The 19,575-nt window shown below is 70.4% G+C and carries 18 protein-coding genes and 1 pseudogene; 18 read left to right on the forward strand and 1 reads right to left on the reverse strand.

Annotation, left to right across the window (positions count from 1 at the left end; genetic code table 11):
* From AB0F88_RS10060 to AB0F88_RS10130, 15 genes and pseudogenes are all read left to right on the forward strand, one after another.
* Positions 1-1,678 (forward strand): annotated as a pseudogene (locus tag AB0F88_RS10060) (hypothetical protein); the annotation flags it as partial.
* 168 nt (positions 1,679-1,846) lie between these two features.
* Positions 1,847-2,227, forward strand: coding sequence for a hypothetical protein (locus tag AB0F88_RS10065; RefSeq protein WP_362679889.1), 381 nt, complete (start codon positions 1,847-1,849; stop codon positions 2,225-2,227).
* A gap of 125 nt (positions 2,228-2,352) precedes the next feature.
* Entirely contained in the window at positions 2,353-3,618 is a 1,266-nt protein-coding gene (gene glyA, locus AB0F88_RS10070) for a serine hydroxymethyltransferase (protein ID WP_362679892.1), read from the forward strand.
* A 57-nt stretch (positions 3,619-3,675) separates the two neighbouring features.
* Positions 3,676-5,079, forward strand: a complete 1,404-nt coding sequence (locus AB0F88_RS10075; protein ID WP_362679895.1) for an MraY family glycosyltransferase — start codon at positions 3,676-3,678, stop codon at positions 5,077-5,079.
* Positions 5,080-5,231: 152 nt separating this feature from the next.
* Positions 5,232-5,657: a hypothetical protein gene (locus AB0F88_RS10080; protein WP_362679898.1), complete on the forward strand. Its 426-nt coding sequence runs from the start codon at positions 5,232-5,234 to the stop codon at positions 5,655-5,657.
* Positions 5,658-5,735: 78 nt separating this feature from the next.
* The gene (locus AB0F88_RS10085; RefSeq protein ID WP_362679901.1) at positions 5,736-5,951 is read left to right on the forward strand and encodes an AtpZ/AtpI family protein; all 216 of its coding nucleotides are present in this window, start codon (positions 5,736-5,738) and stop codon (positions 5,949-5,951) included.
* A gap of 67 nt (positions 5,952-6,018) precedes the next feature.
* Positions 6,019-6,810, forward strand: coding sequence for a F0F1 ATP synthase subunit A (atpB, locus tag AB0F88_RS10090; RefSeq protein ID WP_362679904.1), 792 nt, complete (start codon positions 6,019-6,021; stop codon positions 6,808-6,810).
* 78 nt (positions 6,811-6,888) lie between these two features.
* Positions 6,889-7,116, forward strand: a complete 228-nt coding sequence (gene atpE, locus AB0F88_RS10095; protein WP_030906562.1) for an ATP synthase F0 subunit C — start codon at positions 6,889-6,891, stop codon at positions 7,114-7,116.
* A 34-nt stretch (positions 7,117-7,150) separates the two neighbouring features.
* Positions 7,151-7,699 (forward strand): F0F1 ATP synthase subunit B, encoded by a 549-nt coding sequence (locus AB0F88_RS10100; RefSeq protein ID WP_362679906.1) that lies wholly within the window; start codon positions 7,151-7,153, stop codon positions 7,697-7,699.
* A gap of 46 nt (positions 7,700-7,745) precedes the next feature.
* Entirely contained in the window at positions 7,746-8,555 is an 810-nt protein-coding gene (locus AB0F88_RS10105) for a F0F1 ATP synthase subunit delta (RefSeq protein WP_362679909.1), read from the forward strand.
* Positions 8,556-8,578: 23 nt separating this feature from the next.
* Positions 8,579-10,228, forward strand: a complete 1,650-nt coding sequence (atpA, locus tag AB0F88_RS10110; protein WP_362679912.1) for a F0F1 ATP synthase subunit alpha — start codon at positions 8,579-8,581, stop codon at positions 10,226-10,228.
* A 3-nt stretch (positions 10,229-10,231) separates the two neighbouring features.
* Complete coding sequence (locus AB0F88_RS10115; protein WP_362679915.1) at positions 10,232-11,134, forward strand: F0F1 ATP synthase subunit gamma; 903 nt, start codon at positions 10,232-10,234, stop codon at positions 11,132-11,134.
* 1 nt (position 11,135) lies between these two features.
* A complete protein-coding gene (gene atpD, locus AB0F88_RS10120; RefSeq protein WP_362679918.1) occupies positions 11,136-12,563 on the forward strand; it encodes a F0F1 ATP synthase subunit beta in 1,428 nt (475 codons plus the stop codon).
* Positions 12,564-12,631: 68 nt separating this feature from the next.
* Positions 12,632-13,039: a F0F1 ATP synthase subunit epsilon gene (locus tag AB0F88_RS10125; RefSeq protein ID WP_362679921.1), complete on the forward strand. Its 408-nt coding sequence runs from the start codon at positions 12,632-12,634 to the stop codon at positions 13,037-13,039.
* Between the two features lie 44 nt (positions 13,040-13,083).
* A complete protein-coding gene (locus tag AB0F88_RS10130; RefSeq protein WP_344744681.1) occupies positions 13,084-13,494 on the forward strand; it encodes a DUF2550 domain-containing protein in 411 nt (136 codons plus the stop codon).
* A 200-nt stretch (positions 13,495-13,694) separates the two neighbouring features.
* Here the strand turns inward: AB0F88_RS10130 and AB0F88_RS10135 are convergent, their stop codons facing one another.
* Complete coding sequence (locus tag AB0F88_RS10135; RefSeq protein WP_362679924.1) at positions 13,695-14,285, reverse strand: cob(I)yrinic acid a,c-diamide adenosyltransferase; 591 nt, start codon at positions 14,283-14,285, stop codon at positions 13,695-13,697.
* Positions 14,286-14,350: 65 nt separating this feature from the next.
* On the opposite strand from AB0F88_RS10135, the gene AB0F88_RS10140 reads away from it, so the two are divergent.
* The 3 genes from AB0F88_RS10140 to AB0F88_RS10150 all read left to right on the forward strand — a co-directional run bounded on the left by AB0F88_RS10140 (position 14,351) and on the right by AB0F88_RS10150 (position 19,556).
* Positions 14,351-17,527: a S41 family peptidase gene (locus tag AB0F88_RS10140; RefSeq protein WP_362679927.1), complete on the forward strand. Its 3,177-nt coding sequence runs from the start codon at positions 14,351-14,353 to the stop codon at positions 17,525-17,527.
* A gap of 95 nt (positions 17,528-17,622) precedes the next feature.
* Positions 17,623-18,756, forward strand: coding sequence for an ABC transporter ATP-binding protein (locus AB0F88_RS10145; RefSeq protein WP_362679930.1), 1,134 nt, complete (start codon positions 17,623-17,625; stop codon positions 18,754-18,756).
* Positions 18,753-19,556 (forward strand): ABC transporter permease, encoded by an 804-nt coding sequence (locus tag AB0F88_RS10150; protein ID WP_362679933.1) that lies wholly within the window; start codon positions 18,753-18,755, stop codon positions 19,554-19,556. Before AB0F88_RS10145 ends, AB0F88_RS10150 begins: the two co-directional genes overlap by 4 nt.
* The last annotated feature ends 19 nt before the right edge of the window (positions 19,557-19,575 follow it).

The raw sequence follows: 19,575 nt of genomic DNA on the forward strand, positions 1-19,575 counted from the left end.
TCCCAGGGCCGAGGAGCCGCGTCCCGAGCCGCCCAGGCCCGATCCCGCGCCGGAGCCTCCGAGAGCCGAGGAGCCGCGTCCCGAGCCTCCTGCTCCGGATCCCGTACCTGAGGTCCCGAAGGGCGACTCCGCGCCCCCGCCGGAGGCCTACACCCCGGATTCCCCGTCCCTGCCGGACGCGCCGAGGGCCGAGGACACCCGGCCCGAGGCGCCCGCGCCGGATCGCGTCCCGGAGGTGCCCAACGCCCAGGGCGCGCCCGTGCCGGGGACGCCTGACGCCCAGGGCGCGCCCGTGCCGGAGGCGCCCAGGCAGGACTCCGCGCCCGCGCCCGACGTCCCGAGGGCCGACGACGCGCGGCCGGAGACGCCGAGGGTCGAGGACCTGAAGCCCGCGGTCCCCGGGCCGGGGGAGAACCCGCAGGGTGGGGGGCCGCCGGTCGACACCGCGCCGCGCGAGGCGCCCGACGTCCCGCGTACGCCCGAGACCTCCACCCCGGACACCGGGCCCGGGACGCCGCAGGGGGAGTCCGCGCCCGCGCCGGAGCCGCCCAGGGCCGACGACACCCGGCCGGAGATCGTCAACGCGGACGACACGACGCCGCGCGGGCAGGATCCGACCGGCAACGCGCCCGTGAACGACTCCGAGGCCAAGGGCGACACGGGTTCGAAGGGCGACGAGACGACCCCGCGCGGGGATTCCACCGGCAACCCGCCCGCGAACGATCCCGACGCCAAGGGCGACGCCGGTTCCAAGGGCGACGAGCGCTCGCCGAGGGAGGAGGGCGGCTCCTCCGGCGACACCGTCCTCGACACCCCCAGGAAGGACCACCCCGACGACATCGACCAGAGCGGCGACTCCAAGGCGAAGATCGTGGAGGTCGACGGGGTGAAGGTGCTCCAGATCCCGCTCGACGCGCCCACGGCGGCCGAGGTCGACGAGCTGTTGAAGAACATCGAGGACATCCCGCCGCTGGAGATGCCCACGATCGACGGCGTCTCCGGCACCGCGGGGCAGCCCGGCTGGGTCGAGCCCCACGAGCCGCTCGATTCCGCCAAGCCCGCGTACCCGCTCCTCGACACCGCGGGCCCGGCCACGGACCAGACCGTCCAGCCGCCGGGCACCGGTGGCGACACCACCCCCCAGTCCACCGGTACGACCTCCGGAGAGCCCGCCGCGCCCCGGCCCGCCGGGACGGCCTCCGGTGAGCCCGCGATCCAGACGGCGGGCACGACCTCGGGCGAGGCGGCCACGCTGCCCGCCGGGGGGCCGGGGCCGTCCATCGGCGACGCGGTCTCCGGTGAGGCGCGCGGTGCCGAGGGCACGTCCGGGCAGGCGGCGGGGGCGGCGCCCGGCGGGGTGGCCGCGCAGCCGGGCGTGGGCGGCGTGGGCGGCGTGGGCGGCGAGGGCGGCGAGGGTTCAGCCGCCCGGTGGGCGAACGACGGCAGCGACGTCGTCACCGCCGAGGCGAGACCCCTCGATCTCGACGCGCTCAAGACGCTCGCCGACAACGCCCGCGAGATCGAACCGCTGGAGATGCCGGGCGTGAGCGTGCCCGACGGGGAGACCTGGGGCGAGGGGGCCTGGGCGCCCATGGACATCCGGCCCGACGGCCCGGCGGGCGACGTGGAACCGGGAGACCCGCTGCGGCCGATCCCGCCCCCGGGCGGTGGCCGGTGATCACCGGAACGCGGGCGCGAGGCCGTGAGCGCCGTGAGCTGCCGTGAGCGCGAAGCGGTGGGCGCCGGGTGGTGAGGCACGGGGCTGCGGGCGGATGGGCACGGGGCACCGAGTAACGGTGAGTGAGCAGGAGGCAGGGAGCGTGTCAGCGAGGGTGAGGAGCCTGTGATGTTCGTGGATCCACCCGCACCGCAGCCGCTGCAGCCGGGGGAGACCCCGCCGGCCTCGGCCAACAACGGGCTGCCGTCCCCGGACGCCGTCACGTCGTGGGAGTTCAACCCCGACTACCAGCGGCTGGTCATGATGTGGAGGCAGGTGCTCCCCGTGCTCGACACGCTGACCGCCAGCCTGGACAAGGCCTACCAGCTCGCCAGGAGCAGGGACGTCTGGGACGCCCCCGTCTCCGGCCGCTACGTCGAGGACATGACGGAGTGGCGCACCCGTCTGAGCCTCTACCGGCAGGCGATCCTGACGTCGATCAGCGACCAGGCGGCCGACACGCCGAGGTGGGTGCCGGTCAAGGCCGGAGCCCCGCACGCGTTCTCGTGAGGCGGCCTCCCGGCGGCGGCGGTCCTCCGCGACACGCTGTCCCGGGGCGGCACGTCCCTGACGTGGGATAACCGGGGAGGGCGGGCTTACAGTGGGGGTGAGTCGTCGTCTTCGGGGTGTGAGCCATGGGCGCAGAACCGTACTACGGGCCGGATTTCGGTCTCCTGCAGCGCGAGGACCCGGAGATCGCGAGCGTGCTGCTCGACGAGCTCGACCGGCTCCGCGGAGGCGTCCAGCTGATCGCGAGTGAGAACTTCACCTCGCCCGCCGTGCTCGCCGCGCTCGGCTCGACGCTCACCAACAAGTACGCCGAGGGCTACCCCGGCAGGCGTTACTACGCCGGGTGCGAGGTCGTCGACCGGGCCGAGCGGCTCGCGATCGACCGGGCCAAGCGGCTGTTCGGCGCCGAGCACGTCAACGTGCAGCCCCACTCCGGCGCCTCGGCGAACCTGGCGGCCTACGCGGCCCTGCTCCAGCCGGGCGACACGATGCTGGCGATGGAGCTGTCGCACGGCGGCCATCTCACGCACGGCTCCAAGGTCAACTTCTCGGGACGCTGGTTCGACGTCGTGGCGTACGGCGTGCGCAGGGACACCGAGCTGATCGACTACGACGAGGTCAGGGAGCTGGCGCTGCGGCACCAGCCCAAGATGATCATCTGTGGCGCCACGGCCTATCCCCGGGAGATCGACTTCGCCGCCTTCCGGGGCATCGCGGACGAGGTGGGCGCCTGGCTGCTCGCCGACGTCGCGCACACCGTCGGCCTGATGGCCGGGCGGGCGCTGCCCTCCGCCGTGCCGTACGCGGACGTGGTGACCTTCACCACGCACAAGGCGCTGCGCGGTCCGAGGGGCGGCGGGATCATGTGCACGCGGGAGCTGGGCCCCAGGATCGACCGTGCGGTCTTCCCGTTCGTGCAGGGCGGCCCGCTCATGCACGCGGTGGCGGCCAAGGCGGTGGCGTTCGGCGAGGCGCTGCGGCCGGAGTTCGCGGAGTACGCGCGGCGGGTGGTGGCCAACGCCCAGGTGCTGGCCGACGCGCTGGCCGCCGAGGGCATGCGGCCCGTCTCCGGGGGCACCGACAGCCATCTGGCGCTGATCGACCTGCGCGACGTCGGGATCTCCGGCGCGGTGGCCGAGCAGCGCTGTCACGCGGCCGGGATCACGCTGAACCGCAACGCGATCCCCTACGATCCGGAGCCGCCCACGGTGACGTCCGGGATCCGGGTCGGCACCCCCTGCGTCACGACCCAGGGGATGGGGCCCGAGGAGATGAAGGAGGTGGCCTCGATGGTGGCGCAGGTCATCCGCAACCCCGACGCGACGGACGAGATACGGGAGCGCGTCGCGGTGCTGACGAGGACCCACCGGATATATCCCAGCGAACTATGAGCTGTTCTGTGTCGTTTTCCGGTCACAGGTGGCCGGACTATCCGCGAAACTGGTTCCGTGCGCGAATATCTACTCATGGCGCTCGTCGCGGCCGCGGTGACGTATCTGCTGGTTCCGCTGATCCGCGTTTTCGCCGTTCGCATCGGGGCCATGCCCGAGGTCCGCGATCGTGACGTGCACACCACGCCGACGCCCAGGCTGGGCGGTCTGGCGATGTACGGCGGTCTCGTCGCCGGTCTGCTGATCGCCGCCGAGCTGCCCTACGCCGGGGGCAAGCTGGCCGAGGGCCAGGGAAAGATCGTGATCGCGCTGATCGCCGCGGGCGGCCTGATCACGCTGACCGGCTTCCTGGACGACTGGCTGGGGATGGACGCCCTCGTCAAGCTCGCCGGGCAGATCGGCGCCGCCGGGGTGCTCGTCACCTTCGGCGTCAGCCTGCCGTGGCTCCCGCTGCCGACCGCGCTGGGCGGGCAGACCATCCTCGACTCGACGCTGAGCCCGCTGATCACGATCCTGATCGTGGTCGTCATGATCAACGCCGTCAACTTCGTCGACGGGCTCGACGGGCTGGCCGCGGGGATCGTCGGCATCGCCGCGATGGCCACGTGGACGTACTCGGTGGCCCTGTCGAAGGACTACGGCGACACCAGCATCAACGCGACGGCGGTCATCGCCTCGGTGCTGATCGGGATCTGCCTGGGCTTCCTGCCGCACAACTTCCACCCGGCGAAGATCTTCATGGGCGACACGGGGGCGATGCTGATCGGTCTGGTCCTCGCCTCCACGATGATCCTGGTCACACCGCTCGACTCCAGCAGCATCAACCGCTTCCCCGTCATCCTCCCGCTCCTGGTGCCGGTCGCGATCCTGGTGCTCCCGCTGCTGGACCTGATCATGGCGGTGATCCGGCGCACGTCCAACGGCCTGTCGCCGTTCTCGCCCGACCGGGGGCATCTGCACCACCGTCTGCTGGACATCGGCCACTCGCACCGCCGCAGCGTCATGATCATGTACGCGTGGACCTTCCTGTTCGCCTTCGCGGTCGTGGCGCTGTCCATCGAGGGCGTCCCGCTCATCCTGTTCCCGCTGACGGTGCTGCTCGCCATCGGCGTGCTGGTGATGATGGCGCTGCCCCGCCTGCGCGCCCGCCGTGACCTCGGCGGGGCCGAGGGCCATGGTGACGGGCGCGGCGACGGGCGCGGCGACGGACGCGGCGACGGGCGCGACCCGCTCGATCCCACCGGTCCCACGGGTCCCGGCGGTCCCGCGGAGGGGGCCGGGCGGCACGCGCTCCCCGGCGAGCAGCAGCCGGGCCGGGTCAGGCCCCATCCGTATCCCGCGGAGGCGCCGGGGCACCGTCCGGCCGCCACCGGCGACGAGACGGCCACCCTGCCGGCGCGGCCCGACCTGTCACTCAGCGCTCCCCGTCAGGGTTTCTCAAACCCTGAGACGCCGCTTTGAGGCGCTTTCCCCGGCTCCTTGATCGTTCACTTGAAACGGCAGGTAAAGGCGCTCTTCCGTGAGCTTGTGATAGCTTTCACTAGCAGATGGTGAACCTACCTAGACCTGCAAGGTAGCAATCGCTCGCTTGATAACAGTCACTTGGAGTGCCGATGCTCGCCAACGACGTGCGCCTTCTGAAGGGGGCTGCGATACCCACGGTGCTGGTGGGGCTGGTCGTGATCCTCGTCGCGGCGTTGCTGGCCGGAGCCAAGGGAGCGCTCGGCGCCGCGATCGGGACCGTGGTCGTCGGCGTCTTCTTCACTCTCGGCATCATGGCCGTCTCGTACGCGAGCCGGGTGTCGCCCATGATGATGATGACCGCCGCGGTGCTGAGCTACGCGGTGAAGATTCTCGTGATCATGGCTCTGCTCAAGACCTTCGAGGACGCCACCGCGTTCGAGCCCAAGGCCTTCGGCTGGGCGGCCATCGCGTGCACGATCGCCTGGACGGTCGGCGAGATGCGCGGCTTCATGAAACTCAAAATGCTCTACGTCGACCCCGATGGCCGGATTCCAGGTCAGGGCGATCCGCGATGAGGCGTATCATCTCGCTGGCGGCCTGGACCCTGCCCGATATGACTAGTCCTCACCGCGACTGCTATCGTCATGCCCGCGATGAGCGAAAAGAAAATCCGGCCCGAAGACGACGGCCGCGACTTCGCCAACGCCGCCTGGTCGATCCCCAGCTATCTCCTCTCCGGGATGATCCTGTACGGCGGTGGGGGCTGGTTGCTGTCCAAGTGGACTGGCGTGGTCGCCTTCACCCCGATCGGATTGATTCTCGGGGTCGCTCTATCCGTCTACCTGGTCTACCGGAAGTACGGTCGCTAGCCTTCGGCGGCGGTCGCTTCGCTGACGAAGCCATTTCGATCACCTACCACGCTGAAGGGAACGCCGCGTGAGCACGCTGACGCTCCTCGCTCCCGGGGACGAGTTCACGCCTCCGGGACTCGAACTCTTCGACGCCGCCCCGATCGTCTCGGGCGTCGCCTGGCTCACGAAGCCGGTGCTGCTGGCCCTGCTGAGCTCGATCCTCGTCATCGGCTTCTGCTGGTCGGCCTTCGGCAACCCGAAGCTGGTGCCGCGGGGCGTGCAGAACATCGGCGAGATGGGCTACATGTTCGTCCGCGACCAGGTCGCCCGGCCGTTCCTCGGCAAGGACGCCGACCGGTGGATGGGCCTGTTGCTCAGCATGTTCTTCCTGGTCTGGGTCTGGAACCTGATGGGCGTCATCCCGTTCCTGCAGTTCCCGGTCGCCTCGCACATCGCCTTCCCGATCGTGCTCGCCCTCAGCGTCTACATCCTGAAGATCTACCTGGGTGTCAAGCACCAGGGCGCGATCGGCTACTTCAAGAACATGATGTTCCCCCCGGGGCTGCCCAAGCCGATCTACGTGCTGCTGGCCCCGATCGAGCTCCTGTCCAACATGATCATCGCGCCCTTCACGCACGCGGTGCGACTGTTCGCCAACATGTTCGCCGGCCACATCATCCTGGCCTTCTTCAGCCTCGTCGGCTTCTGGTTCCTCTTCGAGAAGCTCACCGTGTTCGGCGCCCCGCTCGGCGCGGTCGGCGTGATCATGACGATCGCGATGACGGGCTTCGAGATGTTCATTCAGTTCCTGCAGGCGTTCCTCTTCGCGATGCTCGCCGCGATGTACATCGGCAACTCGCTCCACGCCGACCACTAGGCACACAGACCTCCCTCGAATATCCAGACCGGTGAGCCTTCACCGGCCGACCTGTAAAGGAAACACAACACCATGGCAATGGGAATCCTCGCTGAGGTCACCGGCTCCCTCGGTTCCATCGGTTACGGCCTCGCCGCCATCGGCCCCGGCATCGGCGTCGGCATCATCTTCGGTCAGGGTGTGCAGGCCATCGCCCGCCAGCCCGAGGCCTACGGCCTGATCCGCCAGAACATGCTGCTCGGCTTCGTTCTCACCGAGGCGCTGGCCCTCATCGGCCTTGTCGCGCCGTTCATGTTCGGTCAGTAAGACGCAGGAAAACCTCTGACGGAAGGCTGCACAAATGATTCAGGCAGCTTCGCTCCTGGCGGCGGAGGAGGGGGCTAACCCCCTGCTCCCGCACACCTACGAGCTTGTCGTCGGCGGCTTCGCCTTCTTCGTCGTCCTCTTCGTCGTCGGTAAGATCCTCACTCCGCGCATCCAGAAGACCCTGGTCGAGCGGACCGATGCGATCGAAGGCGGCATCAAGCGAGCCGAGGACGCGCAGGCCGAGGCCCAGGCGCTGCTCAAGCAGTACAAGGACCAGCTCTCCGAAGCCCGTCACGAAGCCTCGCGGCTGCGTGAGGAGGCCCGTGAGCAGGGTGCGCAGATCAAGGCCGAGCTCCGCGAGGAGGCTCAGGCCGAGGCCCGCCGCCTGGTCGAGGCCGCCCATCTGCAGATCGAGGCCGACCGCCAGCAGGCGTTCGCCCAGCTCCGCACGGAGCTCGGCCGCCTGTCGATCGAGCTGGCCGGTCGCATCGTCGGGGAGTCCCTGGAAGACGAGGCGCGCCAGCGCCGTACCGTCGACAGGTTCCTCGAGGAGCTCGAGTCGAGCAACGCGGCGGTCCGCTGATGACACGGCGAACCAGGCGTGACGCGCGAGTGTCGGTGAGCGGCTGATGAGGGGCCTGAGCAGGGCCTCGCTCGCCGAGGTCGAAGAGCGCTTCAACGCCGTCGCGGGAAGCGCGGACCTCGGCACGCTGGCCGACGAGCTTTTCTCGGTCGCCGCCCTGTTCGACCGCGAACACGGGCTCCGCCGCAACCTCTCCGACCCGGCCAGTCCCGCGGCCCAGAAGGCGCAGATCGTCCGGGTGCTGCTGGAGGGCAAGATCAGCGACGCCGCGCTGGAGACGGTCGCCGCGGCCGTGTCCGCCAGGTGGGCGCGCTCGGGCGACCTGGCCGACTCCCTGGAGCGGCTCGGCGTCGTCGCGGCCTCGGCCGAGGCGGAGGCGCAGGGCAGGCTCGACGACGTCGAGGACGAGCTGTTCCGGTTCGGGCGCATCGCCGCCTCGAACCTGGAGCTTCACCGGACCCTGACGGCGCCGGCGGCCCCCGAGTCGGCCAAGCGGGAGCTTCTGGGCTCCCTTCTGGCCTCGAAGGTCGCCCCCACCACCCTGCGGCTGGTCACCCAGCTCGTGCTGCATCCGCGAGGACGTAGCCTGGACGGTGGGCTTGAGGAGTTCGGCAAGCTGGTCGCCGCCCAGCGGCAGCGCCTCGTCGCGGTGGTGCGCAGCGCCGTCGTGCTTTCAGAGGGGCAGAAGCAGCGTCTCGCCACGTGGCTGCGCACCTCGTACGGCCGCGACGTTCATCTGAACGTCGAGGTGGATCCGCGGGTGCTGGGAGGGTTCTCGGTTCACATCGGGGACGATCTCATCGACACCACCATCGCGGGACGAATCGAAGAAGTCCGCCGCCGGTTGGCCGGCTAGGCGAATAGGGAGACTGAAGAGAGATGGCGGAGCTTACGATCCGGCCGGACGAGATCCGGGACGCACTTGAGCGCTTCGTCCAGGCGTACGAGCCGGAAGGTGCCGCGCGCGAGGAGATCGGGACCGTCGTCGACTGCGGCGACGGTATCGCCCATGTCTCCGGCCTTCCCTCGGCGATGGCGAACGAGCTGCTTGAGTTCGAGGACGGCACGCGTGGCCTGGCACTGAACCTGGACGTCCGGGAGATCGGTGTCGTTGTTCTGGGCGACTTCAGCAAGATCGAGGAGGGCCAGTCGGTCCGCCGGACGGGCGAGGTCCTGTCCGTGCCGGTCGGCGACGGCTTCCTCGGCCGGGTGGTCGACCCGCTGGGCGTCCCCCTGGACGGCAAGGGTCCCATCGAGTCCGAGGGCCTGCGCGCCCTCGAGCTCCAGGCCCCCTCGGTGGTCCAGCGCCAGCCGGTGAAGGAGCCGCTGCAGACCGGTCTCAAGGCGGTCGACGCCATGACGCCGATCGGCCGCGGCCAGCGCCAGCTGATCATCGGTGACCGTGGCACGGGCAAGACCGCCGTCGCCGTGGACACCATCCTCAACCAGCGGGAGAACTGGCTCTCCGGCGACCCCGACAAGCAGGTTCTCTGCGTCTACGTCGCGGTCGGCCAGAAGGGTTCCACGATCGCCCAGGTCAAGGGCCGCCTCGAGGAGGCGGGCGCGATGGAGTACACCACCATCGTCGCCGCTCCGGCGTCCGACCCGGCCGGTTACAAGTACCTCGCGCCCTACACCGGCTCGGCCATCGGCCAGCACTGGATGTACCAGGGCAAGCACGTCCTCATCGTCTTCGACGACCTGACCAAGCAGGCCGACGCCTACCGCGCCGTCTCCCTGCTGCTGCGCCGCCCGCCGGGCCGCGAGGCGTTCCCCGGCGACGTCTTCTACTTGCACTCCCGCCTCCTCGAGCGCTGCGCGAAGCTGTCCAAGGACATGGGTTCCGGCTCGATGACCGGTCTGCCGATCATCGAGACGAAGGGCAACGACGTCTCGGCGTTCATCCCCACCAACGTCATCTCCATCACCGACGGCCAGTGCTTCCTCGAGACCGACCTGTTCAACGCGGGTGTGCGTCCGGCCATCAACGTCGGTGTCTCCGTCTCCCGAGTCGGCGGCTCCGCGCAGATCAAGGCGATGAAGCAGGTCGCCGGCACGCTGCGCCTGTCGCTGTCGCAGTTCCGTGACCTGGAGGCGTTCGCCTCCTTCGCCTCCGACCTGGACGCGGCCTCCCGCGCCCAGCTGGAGCGCGGCCAGCGTCTGGTCGAGCTGCTCAAGCAGGCCCAGTACAGCCCGTTCCCGGTCGAGAAGCAGGTCGTCTCGGTGTGGGCCGGCACCACGGGCGAGCTCGACGAGGTCCCGGTCGAGGACATCCGCCGCTTCGAGACGGAGTTCCTCGACTACCTGGGCCGCGAGCACAAGGGCATCTTCGACGGCATCCGCGAGACCAAGCAGCTGCCCGACGACGCGGTGGTCGCCCTCAAGGACGCCATCACCGAGTTCAAGAAGAGCTTCGAGACCTCCTCCGGTGAGTACCTGGTCAACGACGAGCCGGTCGCCGCGCTCGGCGAGGGCGAGGTCGGCCAGGAGAAGATCACGAAGCGAGTCCGCACGGCAGAGAAGAAGTAGCCGATGGGTGCCCAGCTAAGACTGCTGCGGCGGCGGATCAAGTCGGTCAAGTCCACGGCGAAGATCACCCGCGCCCAGGAGCTCATCGCCTCGTCCCGCATCGTCAAGGCGCAGCAGCGGATGCAGGCCGCCGTGCCGTACGAGCGCGAGATCACCCGCGCCGTCACGGGCGTGGTCAGCAACACCTCCAGCACCGACCATCCGCTGACGGTGGCCAAGGAGCAGCCCGCCAGGGCCGCCGTCCTGATCGTCACCAGCGACAGCGGTTTCTGCGGCGGCTTCAACGCCAACATCCTGCGTGAGGCGGAGGCGCTCGGCAACCTGCTCAGGGACAGGGGCGTCGAGCCCGTGCCCTACGTGACGGGTCGCAAGGGCGTCGCCTGGCACACCTTCCGCAACCGTGAGATGGGCGGGCAGTGGACGGGGTTCTCCCGTAAGCCCGCCTACTCCGACGCCAAGGAGGTCGCGGGCGCGCTCATCGAGGCCTTCTCGGCAGAGGACGGGGTGGACGAGATCCACATCGTCTCCACCGAGTTCGTCTCGATGCTGACGCAGGAGGTCGTGGTCAAGCGGATCCTTCCGCTGGAGGTCGAGGAGACCGCCGAGGACCCGTCCGACACGCCGCTGCCGTACTTCGAGTTCGAGCCCACCGCGGGCGAGGTCCTCGACTCGCTGCTGCCGCGTTACGTGGAGTCGCGCATCTTCACCGCGCTGCTCCAGTCGGCGGCCTCCGAGGAAGCCTCGCGCCGCCGGGCCATGAAGTCGGCCACCGACAACGCCAACGAGCTCATCCGCGTGTTCACCCAGCAGATGAACCAGGTCCGCCAGGCCGAGATCACCCAGGAAATCAGCGAGATCGTCGGCGGCGCGAACGCGCTGGCTGACTCCGCAGCGGGGAAAGAGTGAAATGACTGCACAGACTGTTGAGACCGGCGTGGGCCGCGTCGCGCGGGTCACCGGTCCCGTCGTCGACGTGGAGTTCCCCGTCGAGGCGATGCCCGAGATCTACAACGCCCTCAAGGTGAACGTCGAGCTCCAGGGTGAGGCCAAGGTCCTCACCCTGGAGGTCGCCCAGCACCTGGGTGACAACCTCGTCCGCGCGATCTCCATGCAGCCCACCGACGGCCTCACCCGTGGCGCCCCGGTGACCGACACCGGCGCGGCCATCTCGGTCCCCGTCGGCGACGTCGTCAAGGGCCACGTGTGGAGCACCCTCGGCGAGTCGCTGGACGTCGAGACCTCCTCGCTCCAGATCAACGAGCGCTGGGGCATCCACCGCCCGTCGCCCGCCTTCGACACCCTCGAGTCGCGCACCGAGATGCTGACCACCGGCATCAAGGTCATCGACCTGCTCACCCCGTACGTGCAGGGCGGCAAGATCGGCCTGTTCGGCGGCGCGGGCGTGGGCAAGACCGTTCTGATCCAGGAGATGATCCGCCGGGTCGCCCGCAACTTCGGTGGCACCTCGGTGTTCGCCGGCGTCGGCGAGCGCACCCGTGAGGGCAACGACCTGTGGCTGGAGATGGAGGAGGCGAACGTCCTCAAGGACACCGCCCTCGTCTTCGGCCAGATGGACGAGCCCCCGGGCACCCGTCTGCGCGTCGCGCTCTCCGCCCTGACCATGGCGGAGTACTTCCGTGACGTCCAGAAGCAGGACGTGCTGCTGTTCATCGACAACATCTTCCGGTTCACCCAGGCCGGTTCCGAGGTCTCCACCCTGCTCGGCCGCATGCCGTCCGCGGTGGGTTACCAGCCGACCCTGGCCGACGAGATGGGTGTCCTCCAGGAGCGCATCACCTCGACCCGCGGTCACTCGATCACCTCCATGCAGGCGATCTACGTCCCCGCGGACGACATCACCGACCCGGCCCCGCACAACGCGTTCGCGCACCTCGACGCGCAGACCGTTCTGTCGCGGCCGATCTCGGAGAAGGGCATCTACCCCGCGGTGGACCCGCTCGACTCCACCTCGCGGATCCTCGACCCGCTGATCGTCGGCGAGGAGCACTACCGCGTGGCCCAGGAGACCAAGCGGATCCTGCAGAAGTACAAGGAGCTGCAGGACATCATCGCGATCCTCGGTATCGACGAGCTCTCGGAAGAGGACAAGGTCACCGTCAACCGGGCCCGTCGCATCGAGCGCTTCCTGTCGCACCCGATGTACGCCGCCGAGGCGTTCACCGGCCAGCCCGGTGAGAACGTCCCGCTGGACGAGACCATCGCCTCGTTCAAGGGCCTGTGCGCCGGCGACTACGACCACCTGCCCGAGCAGGCGTTCTTCATGGTCGGCGGCATCGACCAGGCCGTGGCCAAGGCCAAGGAACTCGCCCGCTAGTCGCCTTCGGCGCCGGTACGGTCACGCGGCCGTACCGGCGCCTGGTTCGATAAGGAACTGGAGAGAAAGTGGCGAAGCTGCGAGTAGGCGTCGTCTCCCCGGAGCGTGAGATCTGGTCCGGTGAGGCCGACATGGTGATTGCCAAGACCGTCGACGGCGAGATCGGTATCATGCCTAAGCACGCGCCCGTGCTCGGCGTTCTCGTCGAGGGCGGCCTGCTGACGATCAAGCGAGGCGACGGAGAATCCGACCTCGTCGCCGCCGTCCACGGAGGATTCCTCTCGGTGGCCGACGACGAGGTGTCCATCCTGGCCGAGCTGGCCGAGCTGGGCTCCGAGGTCGACGTCGCCCGCGCGAAGACCGCGCTGGAGCGGGCTCAGGCCTCGGTCGAGTCCGACCAGGAGAACGCGGACGCGGTCGCGGAGGCCAAGCGTGCCAGGGCCCGGTTGCGCGCGGCTGGGGAAGAAGTCGGATAAATTCTGCTTCTTAGGCTGTACGCGCTTTTGGGGGGCGAGCAGACATGGTGGTGGATGTTCTCATCGTGCTGGGGCTGCTCGTCGCCCTCCTGGGACTCCGGGTTCTGATACTGACCCGCTCCCGGGGATCGGTGCTCTGTTGCCTGCGCTCCCTGTCGAAGGAGCGAGGCTGGCGGGTCGGGGTGGCCCGCTACGCCGACGGCCACCTCAACTGGATCCCGCTCATAGGTCTGCTTCCAAGGCCGCGCCACGTCATCGTGAGGCGCGGCCTTGTCGTTTCCGGGCGTCGCAGGGTCGGGTCCGGTGAGTTCTTCGGGTTCATCGAGGGTGTGACGGCGATCGAGTGCCGCAACGGGCAGGACGCCTTCGAGCTCGCCATGGGATACCGCGCGCTGACCGGTTTCGTCGCCTGGCTGGAGTCCGCCCCGCCCAGCGCCTACCTCGACGTCGCCTGAGCTCTCCTCACCTTCCCGGCGGGCGCGCCGGACCTCCGGGAGTCCTCTTCCTCAGCGGGTTCCGCCGCGTTTCCGGAACTGTTTCCGGAACTCGTCCTCGGCGGGTGGCCGCCGGGCTTCGGAGTCTCGTCCTCGGCGGGTGGCCGCCGGGTTTAGGAGCTTCGTCCTCGGGGGTGCCGCCGGGCTTAGGAGCCTCGTCCTCAGCGGGTGCCGCCGGGCTTCCAGAGGATCTCGTCGCCGCCCGCGGCCACCCGGCAGAGGATGAACATCAGGTCGCTCAGCCGGTTGAGATACCTCGCGGTCAGCGGGTTGACGTCGTCGTGGGCCTCCAGCGCAGACCAGACGGTCCGTTCGGCCCGCCGGACCACGGTCCTGGCGACGTGGAGCGCGGCCACGGCAGGGGTGCCGCCGGGCAGGATGAAGCTGCGCAACGGCGTGAGACGCTCGTTGAACTCGTCGCACCGGGCCTCCAGCCAGTCGACGTAGGAGGGCTCGACCCGCAGCGGCGGGAACTCGGGGTTCTCCACGAGCGGGGCGCACAGGTCGGCCCCGACGTCGAACAGCTCGTTCTGGATCCGGCTGAGGACGGCGGTGACGTCCGCCTCCAGGGTTCCCGCGGCGAGGGCCACGCCGATCGCCGCGTTGGCCTCCTCGACGTCCGCGTAGGCGGCCAGGCGCGGATCGGTCTTACGGGTGCGGCTCATGTCGCCGAGCGCGGTCGTGCCGTCGTCCCCGGTGCGGGTGTAGATCTTCGAGAGCACCACCGGCTTGTCTCTGTCAGCTCGCGTCATGTGGCTCAGCGTATCGGCCAAAAAACTCTCCCGATCAACCCGATAGTGGACAATATGATTTGTCGATGGTTTCTGGTTTCTACCTGCGATTCCCCCACATCTCCCACGAGACGCTGACCTTCGTCGCCGACGACGACGTCTGGGCGGCCCCGGCGGACGGCGGCCGGGCGTGGCGCCTCTCCTCGGACCGGGCCCCCGCGGGTCATCCCCGCCTCTCACCCGACGGCACCAAGGTCGCCTGGACCAGCGTCCGCGACGGCGCTCCCGAGGTCCACCTGGCGGATCTGGAATCCGGTTCGGCGGAGCGGCTGACCTACTGGGGAGACGCGCGGACCCGTACCCGCGGCTGGACGCCGGACGGCGAGATTCTCGCGATCAGCGCGACCGGCCGGCCGTTCGTCTCGCAGACCTGGGCCTACGTGCTCGGGGAGGGGCGCGTCGAGCGGTTGCCGTACGGTCCGGTCAACGACCTGTCGGTCGCGGGGGACCCGGAAGACACGGTGGCGCTGCTCACCGGGGGGCTTCCCCGCGACCCGGCGACCTGGAAGCGCTACCGGGGCGGCACGGCGGGCCGGCTGTGGGTGCGGCGCGGTGACGGTGACTTCACCCGGATCCTGGCCGACCTCAACGGCCATCTCGCCAACCCGATGCTCGTCGGGGGGCGGCTCGTCTTCGTCTCCGACCACGAGGGCGTCGGCAACCTCTACTCCTGCGAGCCGGACGGTGGCGGCCTGCGCCGCCACACCGACCACGATGTCTTCTACGCCCGGCACGCCACCACCGACGGGACCCGGATCGTCTACCAGAACGCCGGAGACCTCTATCTCCTGGACGATCTCGACGCCGAGGCCCGCAAACTCGACGTCACCCTGGGCTCGCCGCTGCGCGGGCGGCAGCCGTACCAGGTCAACGCCGGCAGGCGGCTGCACGACCTGGCCGTGGACGCGACCGGGCGGGCCAGCGCGGTGGAGGTCCAGGGCTCGGTGCACTGGGTGACCCACCGGGACGGCCCGGCGCGGCAGCTCAGCGACGGCCTGTCGGCGGGGCGGCCCCGCATCCTCGGTGACGACCGCGTGGTGTGGGTCTTCGACGACGGCGAGACGCAGGGACTGGAGATCGCCCCGGCGGGGGGCGGGGAGAGCCGCAGGATCGCCGTGGGCGCGCTGGGCGAGGTCGGGGACCTCGCCGTCGCGCCCGACGGGAACACGATCGCGGTGACCAGCAGGAACGGGCGGCTGCTCCTGGTCGACGTGGCCTCGGGCGAGGCCGTGGAGCTGTCCAGGGCCGACGGGGAGATCAACGGCCTCACCTGGTCGTCCGACTCGGCCTGGCTGGCCTGGTCGCACCCGGACGGCCCGCAGCTGCGCAGGATCAGGCTGGCCAGGGTGGCGGACCGGAGCGTGACCGACGTCACCGACGGCCGGTTCGTGGACGTCTCACCCGCGTTCGCGGGGGAGTACCTGGCGTTCCTGTCGCGGCGCGGCTTCGACCCGGTCTACGACGCGCACTCCTTCGACATGTCCTTCCCCTTCGGCTACCGGCCCTACCTGGTGCCGCTGTCCGCGTCCACGCCGTCCCCGTTCGCGCCCAGCTCCGCGGGGCGGGCCGCCGACTCGGGCTCGGGCTCCGGCGACGGCGACGGCGAGAAGGACGACGGCTCGATCACCGTGGACCTGGAGGGCATCGCCGCCAGGGTCGTGCAGGTGCCGGTGCCCGAGGGGCGCTACTCGGACCTGCGGGCGGTCAAGGGCGGATTCGTCTGGTTGCGGGAGCCGCTGGCCGGGGAGCTCGGCGAGGACAGGGACGAGGTGGGGGGCGAGGCGCCCCGCCCGGCGCTGGACCGCTACGACCTGGTCAAGCGCAAGTGGGAGGAAGTGGTCGACAAGCTCGACTGGTACCGGGTGAGCGGTGACGGCACGCAGCTCGTCGTCAGCGACAAGAACACGCTCACGGTCCGCCCGGCCGGGGGCAAGCAGGGAGGCAAGAACGGCGACGACACGACCGTCGACCTGTCCAGGATCCGGATCACCGCCGACCCCCGGGCGCTGCGGCGGCACGCCTACGCCCAGCTGGGCCGCCGGATGCGCGCCGACTTCTGGGTCGAGGACATGGCCGACGTCGAGTGGGAGACCGTGCTGGAGGAGTACCGGCCGCTGGTGGACCGGGTCGCCACCGCCGACGACTTCGCCGACCTGCTCTGGGAGGTCGCGGGCGAGCTGGGCAGCTCGCACGCCTACGTCGACGCCGCTCCCTGGGGCCACCCGGCCTCCGAGCCGATCGGGCTGCTCGGTGCCGACCTCTCCAGGGGCGACGACGGCCGCTGGCGGGTGGACCGGGTGCTGCCCGCCGAGTCCTCCGACGTGCACGCCCGCTCGCCGCTGGCCGGGCCGGGGGCGAGCGTGCAGCCGGGAGAGGCGCTGCTCGCGGTCGACGGCCGCCCGGTGCCGCCCGAGGGGCCCGCGCGGTTGCTGGTCGGCGCCGCCGACAAGCCGGTCGAGCTCACCCTGGACGGTGGCCGGCGGGTGGTCGTCACGCCGCTCCACGACGACCGGCGCCTGCGCTACCAGCACTGGGTGGCCGGGAACCGGGCGCGCGTCAGGGAGTTCGGCGGCGGGCGCCTCGGCTACCTGCACATCCCGGACATGGTGGCCGAGGGCTGGGCACAGTTCCACCGCGACCTGCGCAGGGAGATGACCTTCGAGGGGCTCGTGGTGGACGTACGGGGGAACCGGGGCGGCCACACCTCCGAGCTGGTCATCGAGAAGCTGATCCGCCGGGTCATCGCCTGGGACCTGCCCCGGGGCATGACGCCGATCACCTACCCCGAGGACGCGCCGCGCGGCCCGCTGGTCGCGATCACCGACCAGAACGCCGGATCCGACGGCGACATCGTCACCGCGGCCTTCAAGATCCACAAGCTCGGGCCCGTGGTGGGCACCCGGACCTGGGGAGGCGTCATCGGCATCGAGGACGCCCACCGCCTGGTCGACGGCACGCGCATCACCGTGCCCAAGTACTCCTTCTGGTTCGAGGAGCTGGGCTGGGGCGTGGAGAACTACGGCGTCGATCCGGACGTCGAGGTCGACATCGCCCCCGGCGACTGGGCGGAGGGCAGGGACCCGCAGATCGAGGAGGCGGTACGGCTCGCGCTGGCCGCGCTGGACGAGCGTCCGGCGGCGACCCCGCCCGACCCCGCCACCCGGCCGTCCCGCCGGCGTCCCGCGCTGCCGCCCCGCCCGTAGTTGACATTTGTCATCCGGAACGCATTAGAGATCACTGCCTTTCCGGTGATATCGACGACTACCTGGTCGAACGCGGGGCGACGACGATTGTCCCCATGAGAACACCACAGGTGACGGATCCGGCCGGCGCCGCGACCGCCGGCCTCGACAACGTGATCGAGGTCGGCGGGCTCCGGCAGGCGTACGGCGACTTCGAGGCGGTGCGCGGCGTCTCCTTCGCGGTCCCGAGGGGCGAGCTGTTCGCCCTGCTCGGCACGAACGGCGCCGGCAAGACCACCACCGTGGAGGTCCTGGAGGGTTTCCGGGCCCCCACCGGCGGCAGCGTCCGCGTGCTCGGGCTCGACCCGGTCCGGCAGCGGCGACGGCTGCGGCCCCGCGTGGGGATCATGCTGCAGGAAGGGGGTTTCCTCGGTGACCTCACGGTCGCCGAGACCGTCGGCCTGTGGAAGGGGCTGAGCCAGGACGCGGGCCGCGGGGACACCCCCGCCCGCCTCTCCGGGGCGTCCTCCTTCCTCGGCCGGCACAGGGGCACGGATCCGGGGACCGCGGACGCCCTGGAGACGGCGGGACTGGGCAAAAAGGCCAGGACCAGGGTGCGGCAGCTCTCCGGCGGCCAGCGGCGCAGGCTCGACCTCGCGCTGGCGGTGATCTCCCGGCCGGAGGTGCTCTTCCTGGACGAGCCGACCACCGGCATGGACCCCGAGGCGCGCCGCGCCACCTGGAAGGTGATCGAGGACCTGCGGGCGGGCGGCACCACGGTGTTGCTCACCACCCACTACCTGGAGGAGGCCGAGCGCCTCGCCAACCGGCTGGCCATCATGCACGAGGGCCGGATCCACCTTCAGGGGACCGTCGAGGAGGTGGTGGCCGGGTCGGGCGACCGGATCTCCTTCCGCCTTCCCGGCATCTCCTGGGCCTTCGGTGATCTTCCCGCGCTGGACGGCGTGGCCCCCGTGCTGACCTACGGCGGTGACACGGAGGTCGCCTACACCCTGACCGGAGCACGGGCCGAGGCCCGCGCGCACACGGCGGTGCGGCAGCTCCTGGCCTGGGCCGACACGCGCGGCGAGACCCTGGAACGGCTGGCCGTCCGCCGGGGGACCCTGGAGGACGCCTTCATGCGCGTGGCCGGGGAGACGTCGGACGGGGAAGGGGCCGGGGCGGCCGGAGCGATCCGGGGGACCGGCGACGGAGCGGTGGCGGCAGGACCGGCGAGAAGGGGCGAATGATCATGGGAACCGACGTGCTGCACGCGATGAGGCTCGCGAGAGTCGACCTGACCCTGGTGGGCAGGAACACCACGGTCCTGTTCAACGTGCTCCTGCTGCCGCTCCTGATGGCCTGGCTGTACACCCAGGCCGTCGGAGCCGAGAAGGTCGACGGCGTGGCCGGGAAGCTTTTCGTGCTGGCCGGGTTGCCGGGGTTGCTGCTGGTGTTCGCGGTCTTCGTCAACCTGGTGAACTCCTTCACCGCCCGGCGCGAGGAACTGGTGCTCAAGCGGCTGCGGGCGGGCCAGCCATCGGGTCCGGCGATTCTCGCCGGCAGCGCCCTCGGGGCGCTCGCGCTCTATCTCGCCCAGGTGGCGCTCCTGGCCGTCTGGATGTGGCGGTCCGAGGGGGTCACGGTGGCCAACGTGCCGATGCTCGTGATCGTCGCCGTCCTGGGGGTCGCGCTGTTCGGCCTGCTCGCCGCCGCCTTCTCCGGCCTCACGCCCAACGCCGAGCTCGCCCAGATCACGGTGCTCCCGGTGCTCCTGTTCGTGCTGGTCGGCGCCCCGATCGCGTTCCCCGGCGACACGCTGCCGGGCGGGCTGAGCGAGATCTCGGCCCTGCTCCCCGCGACTCCGGTCGTGGAGATCGCGCGCACCGCCTTCCTGGGCGGGGATCACATCTCCGGGGGCGGGGCGGCGCTGAGCATGGGCGGGCAGTGGGCGGCCGCGCTGCCCTCCTTCGCGATCCTGCTGGTCTGGATCGCGGTGGCCGGGGTGCTGGCCCGGTGGCTGTTCCGCTGGGAACCCCGGCACGGTTAGCCTTCATCACGAAATGTCA

Origin of the sequence: Streptosporangium sp. NPDC023963 (assembly GCF_040639135.1) — a bacterium.
In the GTDB taxonomy this organism is placed as follows: Bacteria; Actinomycetota; Actinomycetes; order Streptosporangiales; family Streptosporangiaceae; genus Streptosporangium.